The 20,877-nt window shown below is 73.3% G+C and carries 7 protein-coding genes; 4 read left to right on the top strand and 3 right to left on the bottom strand.

Annotated features, from left to right (window positions below; all coding sequences use genetic code 11):
* Positions 1-17: 17 nt before the first annotated feature.
* The 3 genes from J2Z30_RS18810 to J2Z30_RS18800 form a co-directional block, all read right to left on the bottom strand.
* Entirely contained in the window at positions 18-1,049 is a 1,032-nt protein-coding gene (locus J2Z30_RS18810) for a LacI family DNA-binding transcriptional regulator (protein WP_044568275.1), read from the bottom strand.
* A 247-nt stretch (positions 1,050-1,296) separates the two neighbouring features.
* Positions 1,297-1,989: a response regulator gene (locus J2Z30_RS18805; RefSeq protein WP_044568273.1), complete on the bottom strand. Its 693-nt coding sequence runs from the start codon at positions 1,987-1,989 to the stop codon at positions 1,297-1,299.
* Positions 1,986-3,659 carry a sensor histidine kinase gene (locus tag J2Z30_RS18800; RefSeq protein ID WP_107073254.1) on the bottom strand — a complete coding sequence of 558 codons (1,674 nt, stop codon included), beginning with the start codon at positions 3,657-3,659 and terminating at the stop codon, positions 1,986-1,988. The genes J2Z30_RS18805 and J2Z30_RS18800 overlap by 4 nt, the downstream gene beginning before the upstream one ends.
* Before the next feature lie 98 nt (positions 3,660-3,757).
* Here J2Z30_RS18800 and J2Z30_RS18795 point away from each other — a divergent pair, with 98 nt between their 5' ends.
* From J2Z30_RS18795 to J2Z30_RS18780, 4 genes are all read left to right on the top strand, one after another.
* On the top strand, positions 3,758-4,765 hold the full coding sequence (locus J2Z30_RS18795; RefSeq protein WP_044568271.1) for a Bug family tripartite tricarboxylate transporter substrate binding protein: 1,008 nt from the start codon (positions 3,758-3,760) through the stop codon (positions 4,763-4,765).
* A 144-nt stretch (positions 4,766-4,909) separates the two neighbouring features.
* Positions 4,910-6,433 (top strand): GntP family permease, encoded by a 1,524-nt coding sequence (locus tag J2Z30_RS18790; protein WP_044568269.1) that lies wholly within the window; start codon positions 4,910-4,912, stop codon positions 6,431-6,433.
* Between the two features lie 67 nt (positions 6,434-6,500).
* Positions 6,501-7,961, top strand: coding sequence for an ankyrin repeat domain-containing protein (locus J2Z30_RS18785; protein ID WP_044568268.1), 1,461 nt, complete (start codon positions 6,501-6,503; stop codon positions 7,959-7,961).
* Positions 7,962-8,093: 132 nt separating this feature from the next.
* Entirely contained in the window at positions 8,094-20,810 is a 12,717-nt protein-coding gene (locus tag J2Z30_RS18780; RefSeq protein WP_063790865.1) for a hybrid non-ribosomal peptide synthetase/type I polyketide synthase, read from the top strand.
* Positions 20,811-20,877: the final 67 nt, after the last annotated feature.

The raw sequence follows: 20,877 nt of genomic DNA, 5'->3' as shown, positions 1-20,877 counted from the left end.
GTGGACGGGTCGGGCCGTCAGGCGGAGGGACGGCTGGCAGCGGTGTGCGGTCGCGCCGCCGATGACCGGCGGGGGATCAGCCGCATCGGCAGGACGACCGACTCGGCCGTGCCGCCGTCGATGACATCGAGCAGGAGCCGCATCGCTGTCGCCCCTAAGGCGCGGGCATCGTGGGCCACCACCGTGAGCGGGGGATCGAGTTCGCCGAACCACTCGATGTCGTCGAAGGCGACCAGGGCCAGATCCTCGCCGATCCGCAGACCCCGTTGGCGCACCTCGGTCAGGGCGCCGACCGCCATCAGGCTGTCGGCGGCGAGCAACGCGGTCGGCGGCCGGTGGTGCGCGAGGAGTTTCGCGGCTGCCGTGCCACCGCTCGCCCGGCGGAAGTCCCCCGCCGTGATCAGCGCCGGGTCGTCGTCCAGGCGGTGGCGGGCGATCGCCTCCAGGAACGCGCTGAGCCGCGCCCGCCCGGTGGACACGGAGGGCGGTCCGCCGATGTATCCGATGCGGGTGTGGCCCTGTTCGGCGAGGTGGGCGACGGCGAGTTCGACCCCCTGTGCGTTGTCCGCGGTCACGCTCGGCACATCGAACCCGTCGACGGTGCGGTCCACGAAGACCAGTGGCACCCGCGCCTGTTCCAGTGTGCGCAGATTGCCGCGGCCCTCGCCCTGGGGGGCGATGATGATGCCGTCCACCCGCTGGGTGAGGAACACCTCCAGGTAGGTGTCCTGTTGTGCGGTGTCCTCGTTGGCGTTGGCCAGCAGCGTGACGTACGACGAGGCGAGCGCGGTCTGTTCGGCGCCGTGGGCGATGTCCGCGAAGAACGGGTTGCGCACGTCGGAGACGAGCAGCCCCACCGCATGGCTGCGAGCCGAACGCAGCGCCTGTGCCCTGGCGTTCACCCGGTAGCCGAGCTCGGTGGCCGCCGCCCGCACCCGTTCGCGGGCCGCGGGTGAGGTGGCCGAGTGGCCGGAGAGCACCCGCGACGCGGTCCCCACGGAGACACCCGCGCGGGCTGCGACGTCCTTGAGGGTAACGGTGGCGTCCACATGCGGCCTTTCACTGGGGCGTGCTCGTGCGGGTGCGGCGAAGTCGCCGCCCTGGTGGTGTGAGGTCGGGGAAATGACGGCAGGGACGGCGGGCTTCGGAATCGATTCCATGGAATCGATTCCAGCGGGGATCCTGGTGGACGAGCCCACCCGAGTCAAGAGTTCTCACAAGGCTCGTTCAGCCGTCTCAGCCCGTGGTCGCCCGCCCGGCCCGGAGCGGGCCGGACACGCGGACTCGTCAGGGGCGTTACGCCCGCCGGCTGTAGCGGCGCTCCGGGCGGCCGGCCGTGCCGTAGCGCAGGGAGACGTCGGCGTGGCCGGTGGCGTGGAAGTACTCCAGGTAGCGGCGGGCGCTGACCCGGGAGATTCCGATGGCGGTGGCCGCCTCGGCGGCGGAGACGGTGCCGTCCGCCTCGCGGAGGGCGCGCTCGACGAGCTGGGCGGTCTCCACGCTCAGGCCCTTCGGGAGGGCGCCGCCCGCGGGCGGCGCGAACGCCCCGGCCAGGACGCGGTCCACATCCGCCTGGCCACGGACGACCGTGGTGAGCAACCGCCCGCGCTGGGTCGCATAACGTTCCAGACGGGGCTGGAGATCCTCGTAGTCGAAGGGTTTGAGGAGGTAGTCCACCACTCCCTGGCGGACGGCGCCGCGCACCGCGTCGGCCTCCCGGGCCGCGGTGATCACCATGACGTCGCAGTCGTGCCCGGCGGTGCGCAGCCGGGAGATGACGTCCAGGCCGAAGAGGTCCGGCAGATAGAGGTCGAGCAGGACCAGGTCGGGCCGGAGCGCGTCGACCGCCTCGATCGCCTGCTCGCCGGTGTGGGCGGTGCCGACGACGCGGAACGGCGCCACCCGCTCCACGAAGGTGCGGTGGACGCGCGCCACCATGAAGTCGTCGTCCACGACGAGCACATCGATCGTGCCGGCCGACTCGGTCATCGGGTCGCTCCTTCCGCCACCGCGTCGGCGGGGTGGCTGACGGACATGCGGGCGCTGAACATCGCGCCCTGGCTGGTGTTGGTCACCGCGATCTCGCCGCCGCGGCGCTCGCAGACGAGCCGGGTGAGCGCGAGTCCGATGCCGCGCTCGCCTTCCCGGGCGGCCTTGGTGGTGAAGCCGTGGGCGAAGACCTCCTGGGCGAGTCCGGGGGCGACGCCGGGGCCGGAGTCGCGCACCACGATCTCCACACTGGTGTGGTCCTGCCGCAGCTCGACCTCCAGCCACGGCTCCTCGCCGTCCCCGCCGCCACCCTTGTTCTCACCGCCGTGCTCGGACGTGGCGGCGTCGATGGCGTTGTCGACCAGATTGCCGACCACGGTCGCCACATCGGCGGCGTCCTCGGGCGTCAGCCGGTCCAGCGCGGTGCGGTCCGACAGGCGCAGGATCACCTTCCGCTCGGCGGCCTGGGACGCCTTCGCCATCAGCAGGGCGGCGATGGCGGTGTCCCGGACCCGGCGGCCGATGGACATGTCGAGCGACTGGCGGCGCTGGTTCAGCGCCCGGATGTAGCGCACCACCTCCTCCTGCTCGCCGATCTGGATCAGCCCGGAGATGGTGTGCAGCTGGTTGGCGAACTCATGGGTCTGCGCACGCAGCAGCTCGGAGGTGGAGCGGAAGGAGCCGATCTCGCGCTCCAGCCTCGCCAGCTCGGTGCGGTCCCGCAGGGTGGTGACGGAGCCGAGCGGCCGTCCGTCCTTGACCACGGTCATGCGGTTCATGACCAGGACCCGGCCGTGTCGGACCACGACCTCGTCCTTCGGGTCCGCCGATTCTTTCCGCGCCCCGGCCAGGACGTCCAGCAGCCGTCCCTCGATGCCCAGCTCGGCCAGGTTCCGGCCCACACAGTCCTCGGGCAGGTCCAGCAGCCGCCTGCCCATGTCGTTGACGAGGGTCACCCGGTGCTGCGGATCGAGGGCGACGACGCCCTCGGCGATTCCGTACAGCATCGCCTCGCGGTGCTCGGCCAGCCCGGTGATCTCGCGCGGCTCCAGACCGAGCGTCTGCCGTTTGACGCGCCGGGCGAGCAGCCAGGAGCCGACGACGCCGAGCGCGCTGGCCACGCCTAGGTAGACGGGGAGGTACGAGGACGCGCCGCTCAGCCGCTGCCACACGGTGGGGGACGTCTCGCCGATCATGACGGTGCCCAGATGCCGCCCCAGGTCTTTCCCTGTCGCACCGACCACCGGCACCTGCGCCACCAGCTCCCGGCTGCCGTCCCAGTCCAGCGTGCCCGACCAGCCACGGCCCGCGCCCACCCCCTCGCCCAGGGGCAGCCGGTCGCCGAGCACGGTGGGATTCGTCGAGCTGACGACGCGCCCGTGGCGGTCGGCCACCGTGACGGACGTCACCCGCGACTGCACCCGCGCCGAGTACACCAGCGGGGCCAGCTCCTCCGCCGGTGAGGGCCCCACCAGCCTGCTGCGCACCAGCGGCTGGGCGGCCAGCTGCTCGGCGAGCGCACCGACCCGGCGGCCCTCCACCCGGTTGAAGGTGGCCTCCGACTGTGCGAGCGAGACCGCCGCCACCGCCATCAGCACCACCACCACGATGGCGAGCTGGAGCAGCAGCATCTCGCCTGCGAGTGTTTGGCGACGGAACGCGGCGACCACAATGAACTCAATCTCTCCTGCTGACACAACCTGGGCGCATTGTCCACCAGGCCGCACAATCATGGCGTCCGCCGGATGGGAAGCGAAAGGGAGGTGCCATGAGACGTCGCACCGGCACCGGCACCCGCACCCGCGCCCTGTCCGGCGCTCTGGCCGCCGTGCTGTCCCTGCTCGTCGGCGCCTGCGGCACCTGGCCGGGCACCGGGGACACCCGGGACGACGGGCTGCGGATCCTGGTGCCGAACACACCCGGAGGCGGCTACGACACCACGGCCCGGACCGTGGCCCGGGTGCTGGAGGAGACCGGGACCACCTCGGACATGGAGGTGTTCAACCTGCCCGGGGCCGGTGGCACGGTCGGTCTGCAGCGCACCGTGGACGAACGTGGCAACGGCCGGCTCGCCCTGCAGATGGGTCTCGGCGTACTGGGCGCGTCGCATGTCGCGCACGCCAAGGTGACCGTGGCGCGGACCACCCCGATCGCCCGCCTGATCGAGGAGCCCGAGGCGGTGGTGGTCCGCAAGGACTCGCCGTACCGCACCGTCGCGGACCTGGTCGCCGAGTGGCGGAAGCACCCGGGAGACGTCACGGTCGGCGGTGGCTCGTCGCTGGGCGGCCCGGACCACCTGCTGCCCATGGCGCTGGCCCGCGCCGTCGGCATCCAGCCGAAGACGGTGCGCTACGACGCCTACGACGGCGGTGGCGGCGATCTGCTCCCCGCCCTGCTGGACGGCCGGGTCGACTTCGCCACCAGCGGTATCGGCGAGTTCCTCGACCAGATCGCGGCCGGGCAGCTCAGGGTGCTCGCGGTCACCAGCGACCGGCCCGTGGCCGCGCTCCGCGGGGTGCCGACGCTGAGGGCGGCCGGGATCGACCTGGTCTTCGACAACTGGCGGGGGATCGTCGCCCCGCCCGGCATCAGCTCCGCGGACCGCGAACGCTGGATCGAGGTGCTGACCGCGCTGCACGCCTCCCGGCAGTGGAAGGCCGAGCTCACCCGCCACGGCTGGACCGACGCCTTCACCACCGGCGGCGCGTTCGCCACGTATCTGGCCCGGCAGGACAAGAACGTGGCGGAGCTGGTCGGACACCTGGGACTGGACTGACCGAACACTCCGCCGTGGCGGCGGCCGCACGCCCTTCTCGCCGTTGAACCACACCGCCCCCATCCCGTGACCCACCCATGCCCTGGTGGCGTACGAACCCCCCGCATGCCCTAGTACGAACCCATATGTCCCGGAAGGCACCGCATGACCGCACACACCTGGTGGCTGCTGCTCATCCTCACGGTGGCGATCGCAGCACTGATCTATCTCATCAACTCACGGCTGCGGGTCCATCCGTTTGTCGCGCTGATCCTGGTCAGCGTGGGTACGGGGATAGCGGCCGGGGAGCCTGCCGCGAAACTCGCCGGATCCATCGAGGAGGGCGCCGGCGGCACCCTCGGCGACGTGGGCGTCACCCTCGCCCTGGGCGCCATGCTCGGCCGACTGCTGTCCGACTCGGGCGCCACCGACGCCATCGCCCGCGCCCTCGTCGCCCGCGCCGAGCCCCGCAGACTGCCCTGGCTGGTGGGTGCCGCCGCGTTCGTCATCGGCGTGCCCATGTTCTTCGAGGTCGGCCTGATCGTGCTGCTGCCGTTGATCTTCAGCGTCGCCCGCAGGATGGAGGAACACGGCGGCACCAAGGGCAGCCCGTACGTACTCCTCGGTGTGCCCGCCATCGCCTCGCTGTCCACCCTGCACGGGATGCTGCCGCCCCACCCCGGCCCGCTGACCGCCATGACCGGTCTGCACGCCGACCTCGGTCTCACCCTCGGCGTCGGCATCGTCTGTGCCGTGCCCACCGTCATCCTGGCCGGGCCCGTCTACGCCCGCTGGATCGCGCCCCGGCTTCCCGATGTCGCTCCGGACGCCGAGCTGGTGGCGCAGTTCACGGGGGCAGAGCGTCGGCCCGCACCGGCCGCCGCCACGGCGGGAGCCGGTGCGTCTGGTGTGTCCGGTGCGTCCGGTGCGTCCGGTGCGTCCGGTGTGTCTGATGCCTCTGGTACGTCTGGCGCGCGGGCGAGCGCGGAGGTGCCCCGCCGGACTGGTGTGCCCACCGGGCTGGCCGTGGCGGCCGTGCTGGTGCCCGTCGTCCTGATGCTGCTGCGCACCCTGGCCGAGACGGTGCTGGACGAGTCGAGCGGGCTGGGCGCGGCGCTTGTGTTCGCCGGAGAACCGCTGGTGGCGATGCTCGCCGGTTTCGTCTTCGCCCTGGGGGTGACGATGGTTGGCTCCGCGCGCACTGGCGGCTCCGGCCGTTCGGCTGAGGAGACCCGTGCCTCCCTGACCGACAGCCTGAAGTCCATCGCCGCCATCCTGCTCATCATCGGCGGGGGAGGGGCGTTCAAGCAGGTACTTCAGGACTCGGGCATCGGCGATGCCATCGCGTCGGCCGCAGAGGGCGCCCATATCAATGTGATCCTGCTGGGCTGGCTCATCGCCCTGTTGCTGTCGCTGACCACGGGCTCCGCCACCGTCGGCATCGTCTCCGCCACCGGCATCGTGGCCCCGCTGATCGGCGATGGCGGGGGCCTGGAGGCATCTCTGCTCGTGGTCGCGATCGGCGCCGGTTCGCTCGGCCTCAACTACGTCAACCACGCGGGGTTCTGGCTGGTGAAGGAGTCGTTCGGAATGGATCTCACCCAGGCCACCAAGACCCAGACCGCCGTACAGACCCTGGTCAGTGTGCTCGGTCTGGCGATGGCCCTGCTGCTGTCGGTGTTCGCCTGAGACACCGGTCGCTCGCGGTGGGTCCGGTGGCCCGGTGGCTGTCGGACCCAGCTGCGAGACTCCGGCCATGGATCTTGACGAGCTGTTGCGGTGTCTCGCGGAGGCCGAGTCGGGTGAGCTGCGGGAGGAGTTGACCGGCGGGCGCTATGTGGTCGTGCAGTACAACCCCGAGGGGACGTATTTCGACGACGCGGACCTCGCGGAACTCTTCGGTGCACCCGCACCCGCACCCGCACCCGCACCCACCGCCGGCGCGGAGTTCGAGGAGCTCGAGGATGAGGAGGATGCTCCCTTCGACGTCATCGGTGTCGCGCCCTCTCTCTACGAGGCGCTGGACCTCCTCGGCGACGAACTTCCCGACGAGGAGTGGCTGACGGAACTCGACGAGGAGGAGTGGGCGGCGGAGGCGGCCGAGTTCGGCGAGGACGTGTTCGGCACAGCCGCGGAAAGCGCGGGCAGCGCGGACGATCCGGACGGCTCGGACGGCGAAGAGGGGAACGAATGGCTCGGCCTCCTGCGAGGCATACAGGACCCGCGGCGGCGCTCCGTGGTCCAGTTACTCTGTGGCGTCCTCGGCCCGATGGACTTCCTGACGGAGGAGTTCGCGAAGGACGTCTATCTGGGCGGCGTGGCGATACGGCTCCCCGGAGCACGGTTCGTCATGCTGGCCAGCGCCGCACCGCCGAACCAGGAAGTGGCATTCGCCATCCTCGAACTCCCGCCCCGCGGTACGCCCGACCCGGTTGGCCGTGCCCTGCTGCGGGCGTGTGCCGCCGGGGACGTGGGCGCGCTGCGTGCCGCGCTCGGCGAGGGCGCTGACGTCGGCACGCTCGACGAGTACGGCGCGACACCCCTGCACCACGCCGTGGCGGCGCGTTCGGCCGCGGCCGTCGACGCGCTGCTCGCGGCGGGCGCCGATCCGCGCGCCCAGTCGGCCTTCGGCAACGCACCCCAGTTCACAGCCGCGGGCCCCGGCCGCCCCCACCCCACCACCCGCCGGGTCGAAGGCGAGGAGCACTGGGGCGTCCTGTGGTCCCTGCTCGACGCGGGCGCCGACATCAACGCCGTCAACACCGCCGGTCAGACCCTGCTCGACCTGGTCATCCGGACGGATCCATACCCGGAGCGACAGGTGCGCCTGCTGCGGGAACGGGGAGCCGTCAGCGGCGAACTCACCGACGTGTCCGTGGACTGGCTCGTCCGCAGAGTGCCGTACGGCTACGAGGACGAGCTGCGCATCCTCCGCAATCACGTCCGCTTCCTGCTGGACACCGGCGCGCCGTACGACCATCCGCTGGACTCTCTGCTCGCCGTCACCGGCTACTACGAGCGCGAACTCTCCGCCGACTACCTCGTCGAACTCGTCGACCTCATGGTGAGCCGCGGGGTGCGTGACCGGCCGGGCACCTATGGCAGGACGGGACGCGAGAGCGCCCAGCAGTGGGTCGACCACGGCCTGACCCACTACCAGGCCGTGGTGGACCGGCTCACCGAGGCAGCGGCCGGGAGTGAAGGGGGCGGACGCTGAGCGGCCTGGTGCGAACGCTGAGGTGAGAGCTGGGTCAACGCCGGGGTGAGGGATTGCCGTCCGGCTGGAACCCGCCGCTCCGTTCGCGCCTCCCTCTAGAGGAGGGCAAGTGAGTTGGGGAGCGGGAGCTTGATGACCGGACCGAATGGCGAGACCACGCTCCCGCAGGTCTTGATGGGCGCGGCAGAGGCGGCCCCGGACCAGGTGCTGGTGCATGTCCGAGGCGACGGTGGCGAGCGGACCGTCTCCTTCGCGGAGCTGCGGGACGAGGCGCTGTGCGCCGCCGGTGGCTACCTCGCGGCCGGGGTGGCGCCCGGTACCTGTGTCCCGCTGCTCGCCGACCGCGGCGACGACTTCCAGGTGTTGTTCTGGGGTGCGTTGCTGGCCGGTCTCATTCCGGTGCCGCTCGCGTCCGATGTCCGGCGGGTGGCGCCGGTGTGGGAATCGCTCGGCCGTCCGCCGGTGGCGGTGGACGGGGCCACGGAGAGGCTGTTGCGCGAACTGCCCGACGGTGTCGAGCCGTTGCGGCTGGACGAGTTGCGGCAGGGCCGCCCGCCGGCCCGGCTGCCGGAGGCCACGCCCGGCGAGATGGCCTTCGTCCAGTTCTCCTCGGGCAGCACCGGAGCCCCGAAGGGCGTCGAGCTGACGCATGCCGCCGTGCTGGCCAATCTGGAGCAGATGCGCCTCGCCGCGGCCATCACGCCCGACGATGTGGTGGCGAGCTGGATGCCGTACTTCCACGACATGGGGCTCATCGGCACGCATCTGGCCCCGCTCGCCGCGCGCGCCAAGCAGGTGCGGCTGGAACCGTTGTCGTTCGCCAAGCGTCCGGCGCTGTGGCTGGAGACGGCGGCCCGCCACCGGGCGACCCTCCTGTCCGCCGCCAACTTCGCCCTGGCCCTGGCCGTACGTCGGATCCCGGACGAGGCGTTCACCCGCTTCGACCTGACCTCCGTGCGATTGGTCCTGGTCGGTGCCGAGCCGATCGCCCCGGCGGTGTGGCGGAGGTTCGTGGCGAAGGCGCGGACGTCCGGCCTCGACGAGCGGGCACCGCTGCCGGTCTACGGCCTGGCCGAGGCCACCTTGGCGGTCACCTTCCCGCCCCTGGACGAAGTGGCGGTGGAGCGTGTGCTGGACCGGGCCGCCCTCAGCCGCGGCCACGCGGTGGACACGGTCCGGGGCCCGGACGCCGTGGAGCTGATGGACGTCGGTCTGCCGGTGCCCGGGTGCGAGGTGCGCATCGTGGACGACGCGGACCGCCCGCTGGACGACCGGCGGGTGGGCCACATCCAGGTGCGCGGACCCCAGGTGGCGCGCGGCTACCGCAACGCTCCCGAGGCGACCGCGGCCACGTACGTGGGTGGCTGGTTGCGCACCGGCGACCTGGGCTTCCTGGCCGACGGCCGGTTGTGCGTCACCGGCCGCCACAAGGACGTGCTCTTCGTGTCCGGGCGCACCTTCCACGCGCCGGACCTGGAGGAAGTGGCGGCGGCCGCCCCCGGCCTGCCGACACCGACCCTGGCCGCGGCGGTGGGCTCCACCGACCCGGTCGACGGCACGGAACGGGTGGTGGTCTTCGTACGCTGGCCCGGTCCGCCGAGCGCGGCGGCCACCGTACTGGCGGAGGTGGCGGCACGGGTCCGGCAGGCCCTGGCCCACGACGACGTACGGGTGCTGCCCCTGCCACCGGGCGCGTTCCCCCGAACGACAAGCGGCAAGCTGCGGCGCCGTGCGATGCGCGAGCGCTATGCGGCGGGGGACTACGCCGAGGTGGAGAAGCGGTGGGGGCGCGGGGGTTTGGCCGCGGCCGCCGGGGCCGCCCGCGGGGCGTTGGGCTCGCGGCGGGAGGTTGCGCGGGCCGTCACTGGCATATGGGCGCGGGTGCTGGGCGTGCCCGAGCACGCCATCGGCCCGCATGACCGGTTTCTGGCCGTCGGCGGTTCGTCGTTGAAGGCGATGGAGGTGATCGCCGAGGTGGAGGACGCCTTCGGCGTCACGGTGCCACCGGCGGCGCTGCGCGACCGTGACACGGTGGCCGCGCTGACCGAACACGTGATGGCGGCGCGGCGCGCCGGGCCGCCGGACGCCGCTCGGCCTCGCGACACCGCAGGCGACGCCGACCCGGGAGCGATCGCGGTCGTCTCCATGGCCTGCCGCTTCCCCGGCGCGGACACCCCGGACGCCTTCTGGGACCGGCTCGTGGCCGGCCACGACGCCGTCGGTCCCGTACCGGCCGCCCGTTGGACACCCCGGCCGGAGGCCACCGCCCGGTGGGGCGCCTTCCTGGACGACCCGTCCCGCTTCGACGCCACGTACTTCGGCATGGACGACCAGGAGGCGGCCGCGACCGACCCACAGGCCCGCATCTTCCTCGAACTGGCCCATGAAGCTCTGGAGCGCGCGGGCTACGCGGGATCCCGGCGGGCGGGCCGCCGCATCGGTGTGTTCGCCGCGACCGGGGAGAGCGGCTACCGCGAACTGCTGTCCCGGGCCTCCGGCCCGGACGGCGGGCTGCCTCCCGCCGCGTTGGTCGGCAACCTCCCCAACCTCGTCGCCGCCCGCGTGGCGCAGAGCCTCGATCTGACCGGTCCGGCCCTCGCCGTCGACACCGCCTGCTCGTCGGCGCTGGTCGCGCTGCACTTGGCGCGCCGCAGCCTGCAGTCGGGGGAGTGCGACCTCGCCGTGGTCGGCGGAGTCAACCTCGCGCTGGCCCCGACCGGCCACCGGCTGCTGGAGCAGGCGGGCGTGCTCTCCCCGACCGGCCGCTGCCACGCCTTCAGCGCCGCGGCCGACGGCTTCGTCCCCGGGGAGGGTGGCGCGGCGATCGTCCTGGCCCGGCTGGACGACGCACACCGCGCGAACGATCCGGTCCTGGCCCTGCTGCGCGGCACCGCGGTGAACAACGACGGGCGTTCGCTGAGCCTGCTGGCCCCCAACGCGCTCACCCAGCGGGAGATCATCGTCCAGGCGTACCGCGACGCGGGCGTCGACCCCGACAGCGTGTCCTACATCGAGGCCCACGGCACCGGCACTGCCCTCGGCGACCCCGTCGAACTACGCTCCCTCACCCAGGCGTTCCCGCCCCGCGCCGACGGCCGCCCCCGACTGCTGGGCTCGGTGAAGACCAACCTCGGCCACCTGCTCAACGCCGCCGCCATGCCGAGCCTGGTCAAGGTGGCCCTGGCCTTGGGCCACCGCCGGCTGCCCGCCTCACTGCACCACGACCCACCCGCCGCCTCCCTCCCCGACGACGGCACGGCCGGTTTCCAGGTGGTCACCGAGCACCGCGCATGGACAGCCCCCGGCCCGCTGGTGGCCGGGATCAACGCCTTCGGCTTCGGCGGCACCAACGCCCATGCCATCCTCGAGGAGGCGCCCCGGCGCTTGCCAGGTCGCGGCGGGCGGTTGGCCACTGCCGGGCGGGGTGAGACGGACGCCGCGGGCGACGGCGCCTTGGGCGTCGAGGGTGGTCCGGGTCACGGCCCAGGCGGTCGCCGCGTACGGCTGGACACCAGCCCGCCTGAGGCGGACGCCGCAGGTGACGACGGCCCGGGTCTCGAAGACAGCCGGAGCCACGGCCCAGGTGTTCAAGACGGCCCGCAGGAGCAGTACGGTCCGAGCCACGGCCCGGAGGTCGGCCCAGCGGGCCGGGACGGCTCAGGAGACGAAGACGGCCCGCATCTGCTGACTCTGTCGGCGCGTGGCGCCGACGCCTTGGCGGCCGCGACCCGTGACCTCGCGGCCCATCTGCGAGCTCACCCGGAGCTCGACGAGGGCGACGTGTGCGCCACTGTCAACACCGCCCGCGACCACGGCCCCCACCGCCTGGCAGTGGTGTCCCGTGGCGACCTCGCCGAACGTCTCGAAGCCCACACCACTCCCGCCGTGGTCCGCTCCCGGCCCCGGCTCGCGTTCCTGCTGCCCGGCCAGGGCACCGCGCGGCCGGGGCTCGGCCGCGCCCTGTACCGCACCGCACCGGAGTTCCGCCGTGTGATGGAGGAGGCGTCCGCCCTCGTCGGCGAGGTGCGCGGACGCACCCTGGCCCAGTGGTGCCTGGACCCCGGTGCCTCGCCCGCCGATCTGGCCCACACCGAGGTCTCCCAGCCGCTGCTCGTGGCGTTCGGCGTCGCGCTCGCCCGACAGCTGCGCGTCTGGGGCGTGCGCCCGGACGCCGTCACCGGGCACAGCGTCGGAGAGATCACCGCCGCTTGTGTCGCTGGGTCGCTGACCCTGGCCGAGGCGGTGCGGTTCGCCGCCGAACGGGGGCGTCTGATGCGCGAACTGGCCGAACCGGGCGCCATGGCCGCCGTACGCGGCGGTGAGGACGCCGTCGCCGAGGTGGTGGCCGAGTCGGCCGGTGCGCTGTGCGTGGCCGCGGTCAACGCCCCCGGGCAGGTGGTGATCGCCGGAGCGCCGGATGCCGTCGCCAGGGCCGTCGGGCGGCTGGCCGCCGACGGGGTCACGGTCCGCGAACTCCCCGTATCCCACGGCTTCCACTCGCCGACGATGCGCCCGGTGGCCGACCCGCTCACCGCCGCGGCCACCGAACTGACCCCGCTCCCGCCCTCGATTCCCCTGCTCAGCACGCTGACCGCCGAGTGGCAGCCGCCCCTGGACCCGGCCCACTGGCGCGAACACGCCCTGCGGCCCGTGCGCTTCGGCGCCGCGGTCGAGCGGCTGCTGGACGACGGGTACGACACGTTTGTCGAGCTCGGGCCCGGCGCCACCCTGCTGGGGCCGGTCCGCGCCGTGGCGGCCGACTGCGATCCGTCGCCGGAGGTGTTCGCGCTGGCGGCCCCGGGCGCCGGAGCCGCCACTGGTGTCGACGCCGGACAGGCTCTGCTGACCGCCCTGGGGCGGCTGTGGACGCGCGGGGTGGACCTGGACCACTCGGCACTGGGCGAGGGACGGGCACGCGTGCCCGTCCCGACGTACCCGTTCCAGCGCCGCCGCCACTGGCCAGAGCACCGGCACGAGCACCGAGGGAAGCACAACCCCGACCCCGCAGCGTCAGTGCCGCTGCACCGCGTCACCTGGTGCGAGACGCCTCCCGCGCCGGACGGGGACACACTGGACACACGGCACACACGGCACACACCGCACACACCGCACACCATCCGGCTGGTCGGGCCGGACTCGGAGCTGGCCCGTGCGCTGGCCCACCGCCTGGAGCGGCGCGGTGTCACGGTCCGCCGGGACGGTGACGCCTCCCTCGCCGAACCACCCGCGCAACTCACCCTCTGGCTCGCCGGACCGGCCACTGAGTGCGCGACCGTGACGGACCTCGACGCCTCGACGCACACCGTACTGACCACGTTGCGGGACCTGCTCCCATCGATGAGCCAGGGCAGTGGCCGTCTGCTGGCGGTCACCGAGGACGTGCACGCCACCGGCGCCACCACCGAACGGCTGCGCCCCGCCCAGGCGTTGCTCACCGGCCTGGCGCTCGCGCTCCCCGAGGAATTCCCGCGCCTCACCGCGTACGGCGTCGACCTGTCCTCGTACGACTCCCTGGACACCCGGCTCGACGCCCTGGAGCGGGAGGTGCTCGGGCAGAACGCGCCGGACGTCGGCGGCACGGTGGCGTGGCGAGCGGGCCGCCGTCTGGTCCGAACCCCCGTGGCGGTGGCGGCCGGCGCGCCGCCCTCGTCCTCGCCGCTGCCACCCGACGGCACCTATCTGATCACCGGCGGTACGGGCGGGCTCGGCGCCGCCCTCGCGCGCGACCTGGCCGGGCGCGGCCAGCCGACCCTGGTCCTCGCCGGCCGTTCGGCCCGTCCGCCGAGCAGTCTGATGGCCGAACTCGACGCGCTCGGCGCCACGGCGGACTACCGCGTGGCGGATGTGTCCGCCGAGGCGGATACCGAGGCCCTGGTCGCGGATCTGCCGCCGCTGGACGGGGTGTTCCACACCGCGGGAGTGGTGCGCCCCGGCACGATGCGGACCAAGTCGCTCGAGGAGATGGCCGAGGTGCTGGCCGCCAAGGTGCGCGGCAGCCACCTGTTGTCCCGGGCCCTGTGGCGCCACGGCCACCGTCCGGCGGTGTGCGTGGCCTTCTCCTCGGTCACCTCGGTGCTCCCCGGCCTGGCCGGTGCGCTCGGCGACTACGCCGCGGCCAACGCCTTCCTCGACGCGTTCGCCGCCTCCGAACGCGCGGCCGGCCGCCCGTGGCAATCGCTCAACTTCGCCGCGTTCGCCGAAACCGGCCTGGCCGCCGGAGCCCGGTCGCGAACCGCCCCCGCGACGACCCGTGGCGTAGCGCCACTGACCCCGGGCGCGGGCCTCGCCGCGCTGCATGTGGCATGCGGCATCGACGCCGCGCAGCTGGTGGTGGCCGAGCTGACGGCCGAGCCTGCCACCGTCCGCCCCGGCGCCGCGGTGTCCGGGACCGCCAGGTTGGAGTTCGCGGTGTCGAGCGCCGCCGGGCCCGAGCGTGTCGCCTCCGCCACGGACATGTCCGGGACCGGCGCCCCCGCAACCGGCACGGCCCCCGCCCCCGCCACCGGCACGGCCGCCCCCGCCCCCGCACACATCACCGGCGTTCTGCGCCGCCTCCTTGCCGAGGCTCTGCACCGCTCACCCGCCGAGGTCGGCGACGACGAGCAGTTCCTGACCATGGGGCTGGACTCGCTCTCCGCCGTGGACCTTGTCAGAAGGCTGGAGTCGGAGCTGGGCCGGGCCCTGCCGCCCACGCTGTTCTTCGAGTACCGGACGATCGGCGAGCTGGCCGCCCATCTGTCGACCGACCAGGTGGAGACGGAGCCGCCCGCGCCCCCGCCGCACCCCGCCGACACCGGCCGGACGACAGCGTTCGGCGATGGGGTCCCGCTGCCCCTCACACCCGTGCAACTGGCCTTCCACACGGGCGGCAGGCTGCACCCCGAGGTCGCCGCGTACGCGTATGTGCGCCAGACCATCAGCGGCGCCCTGGACGCCGGTCTGCTCGGCCGGGCGCTCGCGCTGCTCGCCGAGCGCCACCCGATGCTGCGCGTCAGGATCGGGACCGACGGCACGGCACCCGCCCAAAACGTGGCTCCCCCGGAACCGCACACCATGCCCTTCTGGTATGAGATCCGCCACGCCGACGGCCCCCTGGCCGACCTGGAGGAGGCGCTGTGCAATCGCCCCTTCGACCTGGCCACCGAGGCGCCGGTACGTGCGGTGCTGGTGCGCGAGCGCGCCGACCTCGCCCACCTTCTGCTCGTACTGCACCACGCCGCCGCGGACGGATTCAGCCTCAACGTCCTCGGCGAGGAGTTGTGGTCGGTCTACACCGCCCTCGTGCACGGCCGTGCACCCGAACTGCCACCGCTGGAAGCGGGCTTCGCCGACTACGCCGCCGCCGTCGAGGCGGAACGGTCCTCGCCGGAGTTCGCCGAGGACCGGCGGTACTGGCGTGACGCACTCACTGCCCACGCACTCACCGCCCACATCCACACCCACATCCACACCCACACCCACGCCCACCCCACGCCCCTGGACCTGCCCTGGGACGGCGACCCGGAGGGGCCGCCCGCGGCGCCGCTCACCGCACACCAGGTGGCCACCGACCCCGACCTCACCGCCGCGCTGCGCGAGTGCGCCGCCGCCCACGGCGTTTCGCTCTTTCACCTGCTGCTGGCCGCGTACGTGCGCTGTCTGGCGCGGTGGAGCGGGCAGCGTGGCATCGCGGTCAACGTGGCGCGCGCCCGCCGCGAACTCCGGCTGGCCGGTCTCGACCGGCTGGTCGGCCCGCTCGCCGACACATTGCCGCTGTCGGCCACCGTCGACCCGGACGAGCCCGTGCCCGCCCTGGCACAGCGGTTGCGCGCGATCTGGCTGGACGCGGAGCGGCACGCCCGGCTCACCAGCCCGGACATCGCCCGGCTGCTGCCCACCACCGGGTCCCGACCGCGTACCGCCTCCCCGGCGGGGTTCAGCTTCGCCCGCTTCCCCGCCACGACCGACCCCGACTGCCCGGTCACGGTGCGCCCGGCAGCGGCGCGTACCGCATCCGCCGCCACGCGCCTGGGACTGCTGTGCTGGGAGAGCGAACGAGCCCTGCACTTCTCCTGGAACTTCCCAGCGCGGCTGCTCAACCGGACCACCGTGGAGCGCCTGGCACGCGAACACCTCGCCGAATTGGCGGAGCTGGCCGAACTCGCCACGCCCACCCGAAGGGACATTCCCGCACCCGAACCCGCACCCGAACCCGCACCGGCACCGACCCCGCTGCCCGCAGCCGGGCGCGGGATCGTTCAGCGGCTCTCAGCACGATTCCGGGCGGCCGCCGACCAGATCGCGGTCGCAACCGGCGACGCCACCATGACCTACGGCGCACTCGACCGGGCCGCCGCCGCACTCGCCGACCGGCTGCGCGCCCGTGGCGTCGCCCCCGGGGACCTGGTGGGCCTGCTGACCGAGCCGGGTGCCGACACCGTCGTCGGTGTCGTCGGCATCCTGCGGGCCGGGGCCGGGTGGGTGCCGCTGGACGCCACCCACCCCGCCGCGCGCCTGGCCGACCAGCTCCACCGGTCGACGGCCCGACACGTGGTGTGCCACGAGGCCACCCGAGCGAGGGCCGACACGCTCGACGACGTGACGACGGTGGCCATCGACGACCCCTCACCGGCACCGGCACTGCTTCCCGTAGCCGACCCCGACCCCGTAGCCGACCCCGACCCCGCCCCCGACGCCGTCGCCTACGTCATCTTCACCTCAGGGTCCACCGGCCGCCCCAAGGCCGTACCGATCACCCACCGGGCGATGATGAACTACCTGGACTGGGCCGTGGACACCTTCGGCTACCGCGCGGGCGACCGGCTGGCCCAGACCGCTTCCGTGTGCTTCGACGCGTCCGTACGCCAACTGCTGGCACCGCTGCTGGTCGGAGCCACCGTTCACACCCTGCCGCGGAATCTGGTCCGCGACCCCGAGGCGCTGCTGGACCGGGTCGTACGGGACCGGATCACCGTGTGGAGCTCGGTGCCCACGCTGTGGGAACGGTTGCTGACCGCCGCCGAGACCCGGGTACGGCGCGGCGCGCCCCGCCCCGACCTGTCGGCGCTGCGCTGGATCCACGTCGGCGGGGAGGCGCTGCCCGCCGCACATGTCCGTCGCTGGTACGACCTGTTCGGGCCCGGCCACCGCATCGCCAACCTGTACGGGCCGACGGAGACCACCATCAACGCCACCTGCCACCTCATCGAGGCCCGCCCCGGCGACGAGGTGCGGCGGCTGCCGATCGGCCGTCCCATCTCCGGCACCGAGGTCGCGGTGGTGGCCGAGGACGGGCGCAACCGCACCGTCGTCGGCGAGCCCGGCGAACTCCTCATCGCTGGAACGGGGCTGACACCGGGATACCTGGGTGATCCCACGCTCACGGCGGCGGCGTTCACCGAGCGCGACGGCAAGCGCTGGTACCGCAGCGGCGACCGGGTCCGCCAACGCCCTGACGGCGCACTGGAGTTCCTCGGCCGTCTCGACGACCAAGTGAAGATCCGCGGCCGCCGGGTCGAACCGGGGGAGATCGAAGCGGTGCTGCAGACCCATCCCCGGGTCGCCGAGGCTGCCGTACTGCACCGCGACGGCCGACTGACCGCCTTCGTGGAACCCCTGCCGGGCGGCCCCGACCCCGATCCGGCACAGCTGCGCGCCCACCTGGGCGGCACCCTGCCGGACTACATGCTCCCGAGCCGATTCCGATTCCTGGACGCGTTGCCGCTCACGGGCACGGGCAAGGTCGACCGCCGCCGACTCGACGCGACGGCCGCTGACGCGGACACGGGAGCGGCGACGGGTACGACCTCGCCGCGGACCCGTGACACCCCGGCGGCCACACCGACCGAGCGTGCCTTGGCCGGTATCTGGTCCGAGGTGCTGGGCGTCGCGGAAGTCGGCCGCGAGGACGACTTCTTCGCGCTCGGTGGCGATTCCATCCTGGTCCTGGAAGTGTTCGCGCGACTGGAGAAGGCGTACGAGGGGGAACGGCCGGGGGCTGCCCTGCCGAGGCCGACGGTCATCTACGAGCACAGCACGCTCACCGCCCTCGCCACGGCCGTGGATACGGCCACCGCTGCGGACGCGGCAGTCACTGTGGACGAGACCGCCGCGATTGATCAGGCATCGGACCCGGCAGCTTCGGGAATCCCGCTCGTTCCGGCGGACGTGGCCGATCCAGGCAACTCGCCCGCTCCGGCAAGCGGCGCCACCTCCGACCTCGCTGGTGCGGACCTCACGCCATACCCCCTCACCCCCACCCAGCGCGGTTTTCTGGTCGCCGAGGCCATCGCGCCGGGCTCCGGGTCCGCGTGGCTTGCTCAGTTGCGCCTGCGTGGTCCGCTGCGGGCCGATCTCTTTCAGCGCGCGGTCGATGCCCTCGTCGTCCGCCACCCCATGCTGCGCACCGTCTTCCCCGCGGGCGCCCGCCCGCCCGTCCAACAGGAGCTGCCGCCCACGCTGCGGCTCCCGGTCGACTTCGAGACGCCGGCATCGCCCGACCTGGTCGAGGAGCGGGTCGCCGACGAGCGCCATCGTCGGTTCGAACCGTGGGCGTGGCCACTGCTGCGTCTGCGCGTGCTGACCACCGGCCCCGACGAGCACACGCTTGTCGTCCACGCCCACCACCTCATCGGTGACGGCTACAGCGCGGCCCTGTTCGGCCGGGAACTGATCACCATTTACGACCGGCTCAGCCGTGGCGAGCCGATCGGGCTGCCACCGCTGCGCAGCACCTTTCGCGATTACGTCAGCCTGCTCCAGCGGCCGGATACGAGCCACGGCCCGGACCCGGCGGCCATCGCCTGGCAGGCCCGCCACGCCATCCCGTACCAGCGGCCCGACCTGCGCCGCTCGGGCGCACGGAGTGGCGAGCCGGCGGGTGCCGGGGCCACCGGGGCCGGCTCCGCGGAGTTCAGGTCGGCGGGGTTCACGCTCGACGCCGAGTTGACGGCCGGGCTGCGCCACCTCGCCACCACCGTCCGCGCCACGCCGTACGCCCCCGTCCTGACCGCCTACTACCGGGCTCTGGCGGGCCTCACCGGCCGGCGGGACCTCGTCCTCGGCCTGGCGGTCACCGGACGCGACCACCAACTGCCCGATATCAGTCGGCTGTTCGGCCCCCTGGCGGCCGCCGTACCGCTGCGCCCCGCCGTGGCGGAGACGGGTGCCGAGGCCACGCCCGGCCGGTCGTTCCACTCCTTCCGGGCGGACCTGCTCCGGATCACCGAGGAAGCTGTGACCGCACGGACGTACGGCGCTGGTGACGCCAGCGGCGGCGGCACGAGTGGCGACACCGGCCCCGACACTGGCGGCGCGGACGGCGGCATCGGCCGTGCCACCGGCGGTGGGCCCTCCGACAGCTCGCCCATCCCGACTGCCCCACCCACCCCGCTCGGTCTGCCGAGGGCCACCCAATTCCTCTTCAGCTACCTGGACTTCTCCGCCCTCGGCTCACCCACCGGAGCAACCCTCACCCTCGACTGGGACCATCACGACACGGAACTCGCCCCGCCGCCGGTGGGAACCGATGTGTTCCTGGCCGTGCGGCCGGTCGGGGACGAGCTGCGTGTCACCCTGCGGGCCTCGGCCGCTGCCCTCGATGCGCCCGCCTTCGCCGCGTTCACCCGCCTCCTGCGGGACGAGCTCACCCAGGCGGCCACGCCACGTCCGCGCCTTGCCCTGGCCCCTGCCCCGCGCACATCCCACACGGACGCCGCGCTCATCGGCTATCTCCCGGCCCCCGGCCACCTCGCGGCGCTCGCCGGGATCCCGGAAGCGGACCTGACCCGCGAACACATGCGGCATCTGCTCTTCCCGGACGGCGGTCCCCGCCTCCTGGAGGAGATCGGCACGCCGTTGGGCCGCTCCGCGTTCGTCGCGCTGCCGCTGTTCGCGGATGAACTCGCCGCGGGAAGCGCGCTCACCGGCCACACCACCCGCGCCGTCAGCCACGCCGCCCACCTCGGCGCCCGCTGTGTCTCCCTGGCGGGCATGATCCCCGCGCTGACCGGCTACGGATTCGAGGTGGTACGCGCCACCGACGGGGCGACGGCGGTCACCACCGGCCACGCCGCCACAGCAGTGTCCGTGGTCAAGACCGTTCACGCCGCGCTCGCCACGACCGAACTCGACCTGAGTGACCTGACCGTCGCCATGGTCGGACTCGGCTCGATCGGCACCTCTTCCCTCAACCTGCTCCTCACCCGCGCTCCGCGCCCGCCCGCTCACCTGCTGCTGTGCGATGTCGCGGGCAGCGCGCCCCGCCTGCGGGCGCTCGCCGCGGAGTTGCGCGGGAACGGGCTGGCCGGGTCGGTGGCGACGGCCGAGTCCGCACCGGCCCTTCCCGCCGCGGTGTACGAGGCCGACCTGATCGTCACCGCCGTCAGCGGTGGCAGCGGTGGCACGTCCGTTCTCGACATCGACCGGCTACGCCCCGGCACCGTCGTGGTCGACGACTCCTTCCCGCACTGCTTCGACACCACACGCGCCCTCGCCCGGATGCGCGAGCAGCGCGATGTGCTGACCGTCGGGGGCGGACTGCTCGCCGTCGGCGACACCGAGCGGCACATCGCCGACGACCTGCCACCGGCCGCCGCCTCCGGCTACGCGGAACGGTCCTGGCTGCCGGGCACGGTCGCCTCCTGCCGACTCGAATCCCTGCTGCACACCGCCGTGTCCGGCCTGCCACTGGTCCACGGGCTGGTCGACGCCTCCCATGCGCATGCCTACTGGGACGCGGTCGAGGCGGCCGGGGTCGGCGCCGCGCCGCTGCATCTCCTCGGCCACATCGTCGATACGCAGCCGTCATGGCCCGGGGCCGCCACTCATGGGAACACTCCCCACCGGGACGCCTCCCACCCGCACGACTGACGTCTGGTCGGCCCGAAACGGCGTCACCAGCGGTGCGGCACAGCACGTCTGCAATCCATTTCACCGC

Origin of the sequence: Streptomyces iranensis (assembly GCF_017874715.1) — a bacterium.
Taxonomy (GTDB): domain Bacteria; phylum Actinomycetota; class Actinomycetes; order Streptomycetales; family Streptomycetaceae; genus Streptomyces; species Streptomyces iranensis.
The sequence above is the reverse complement of the archived record's forward strand: the minus strand, read 5'-3'. Positions and strand labels throughout refer to the sequence as shown.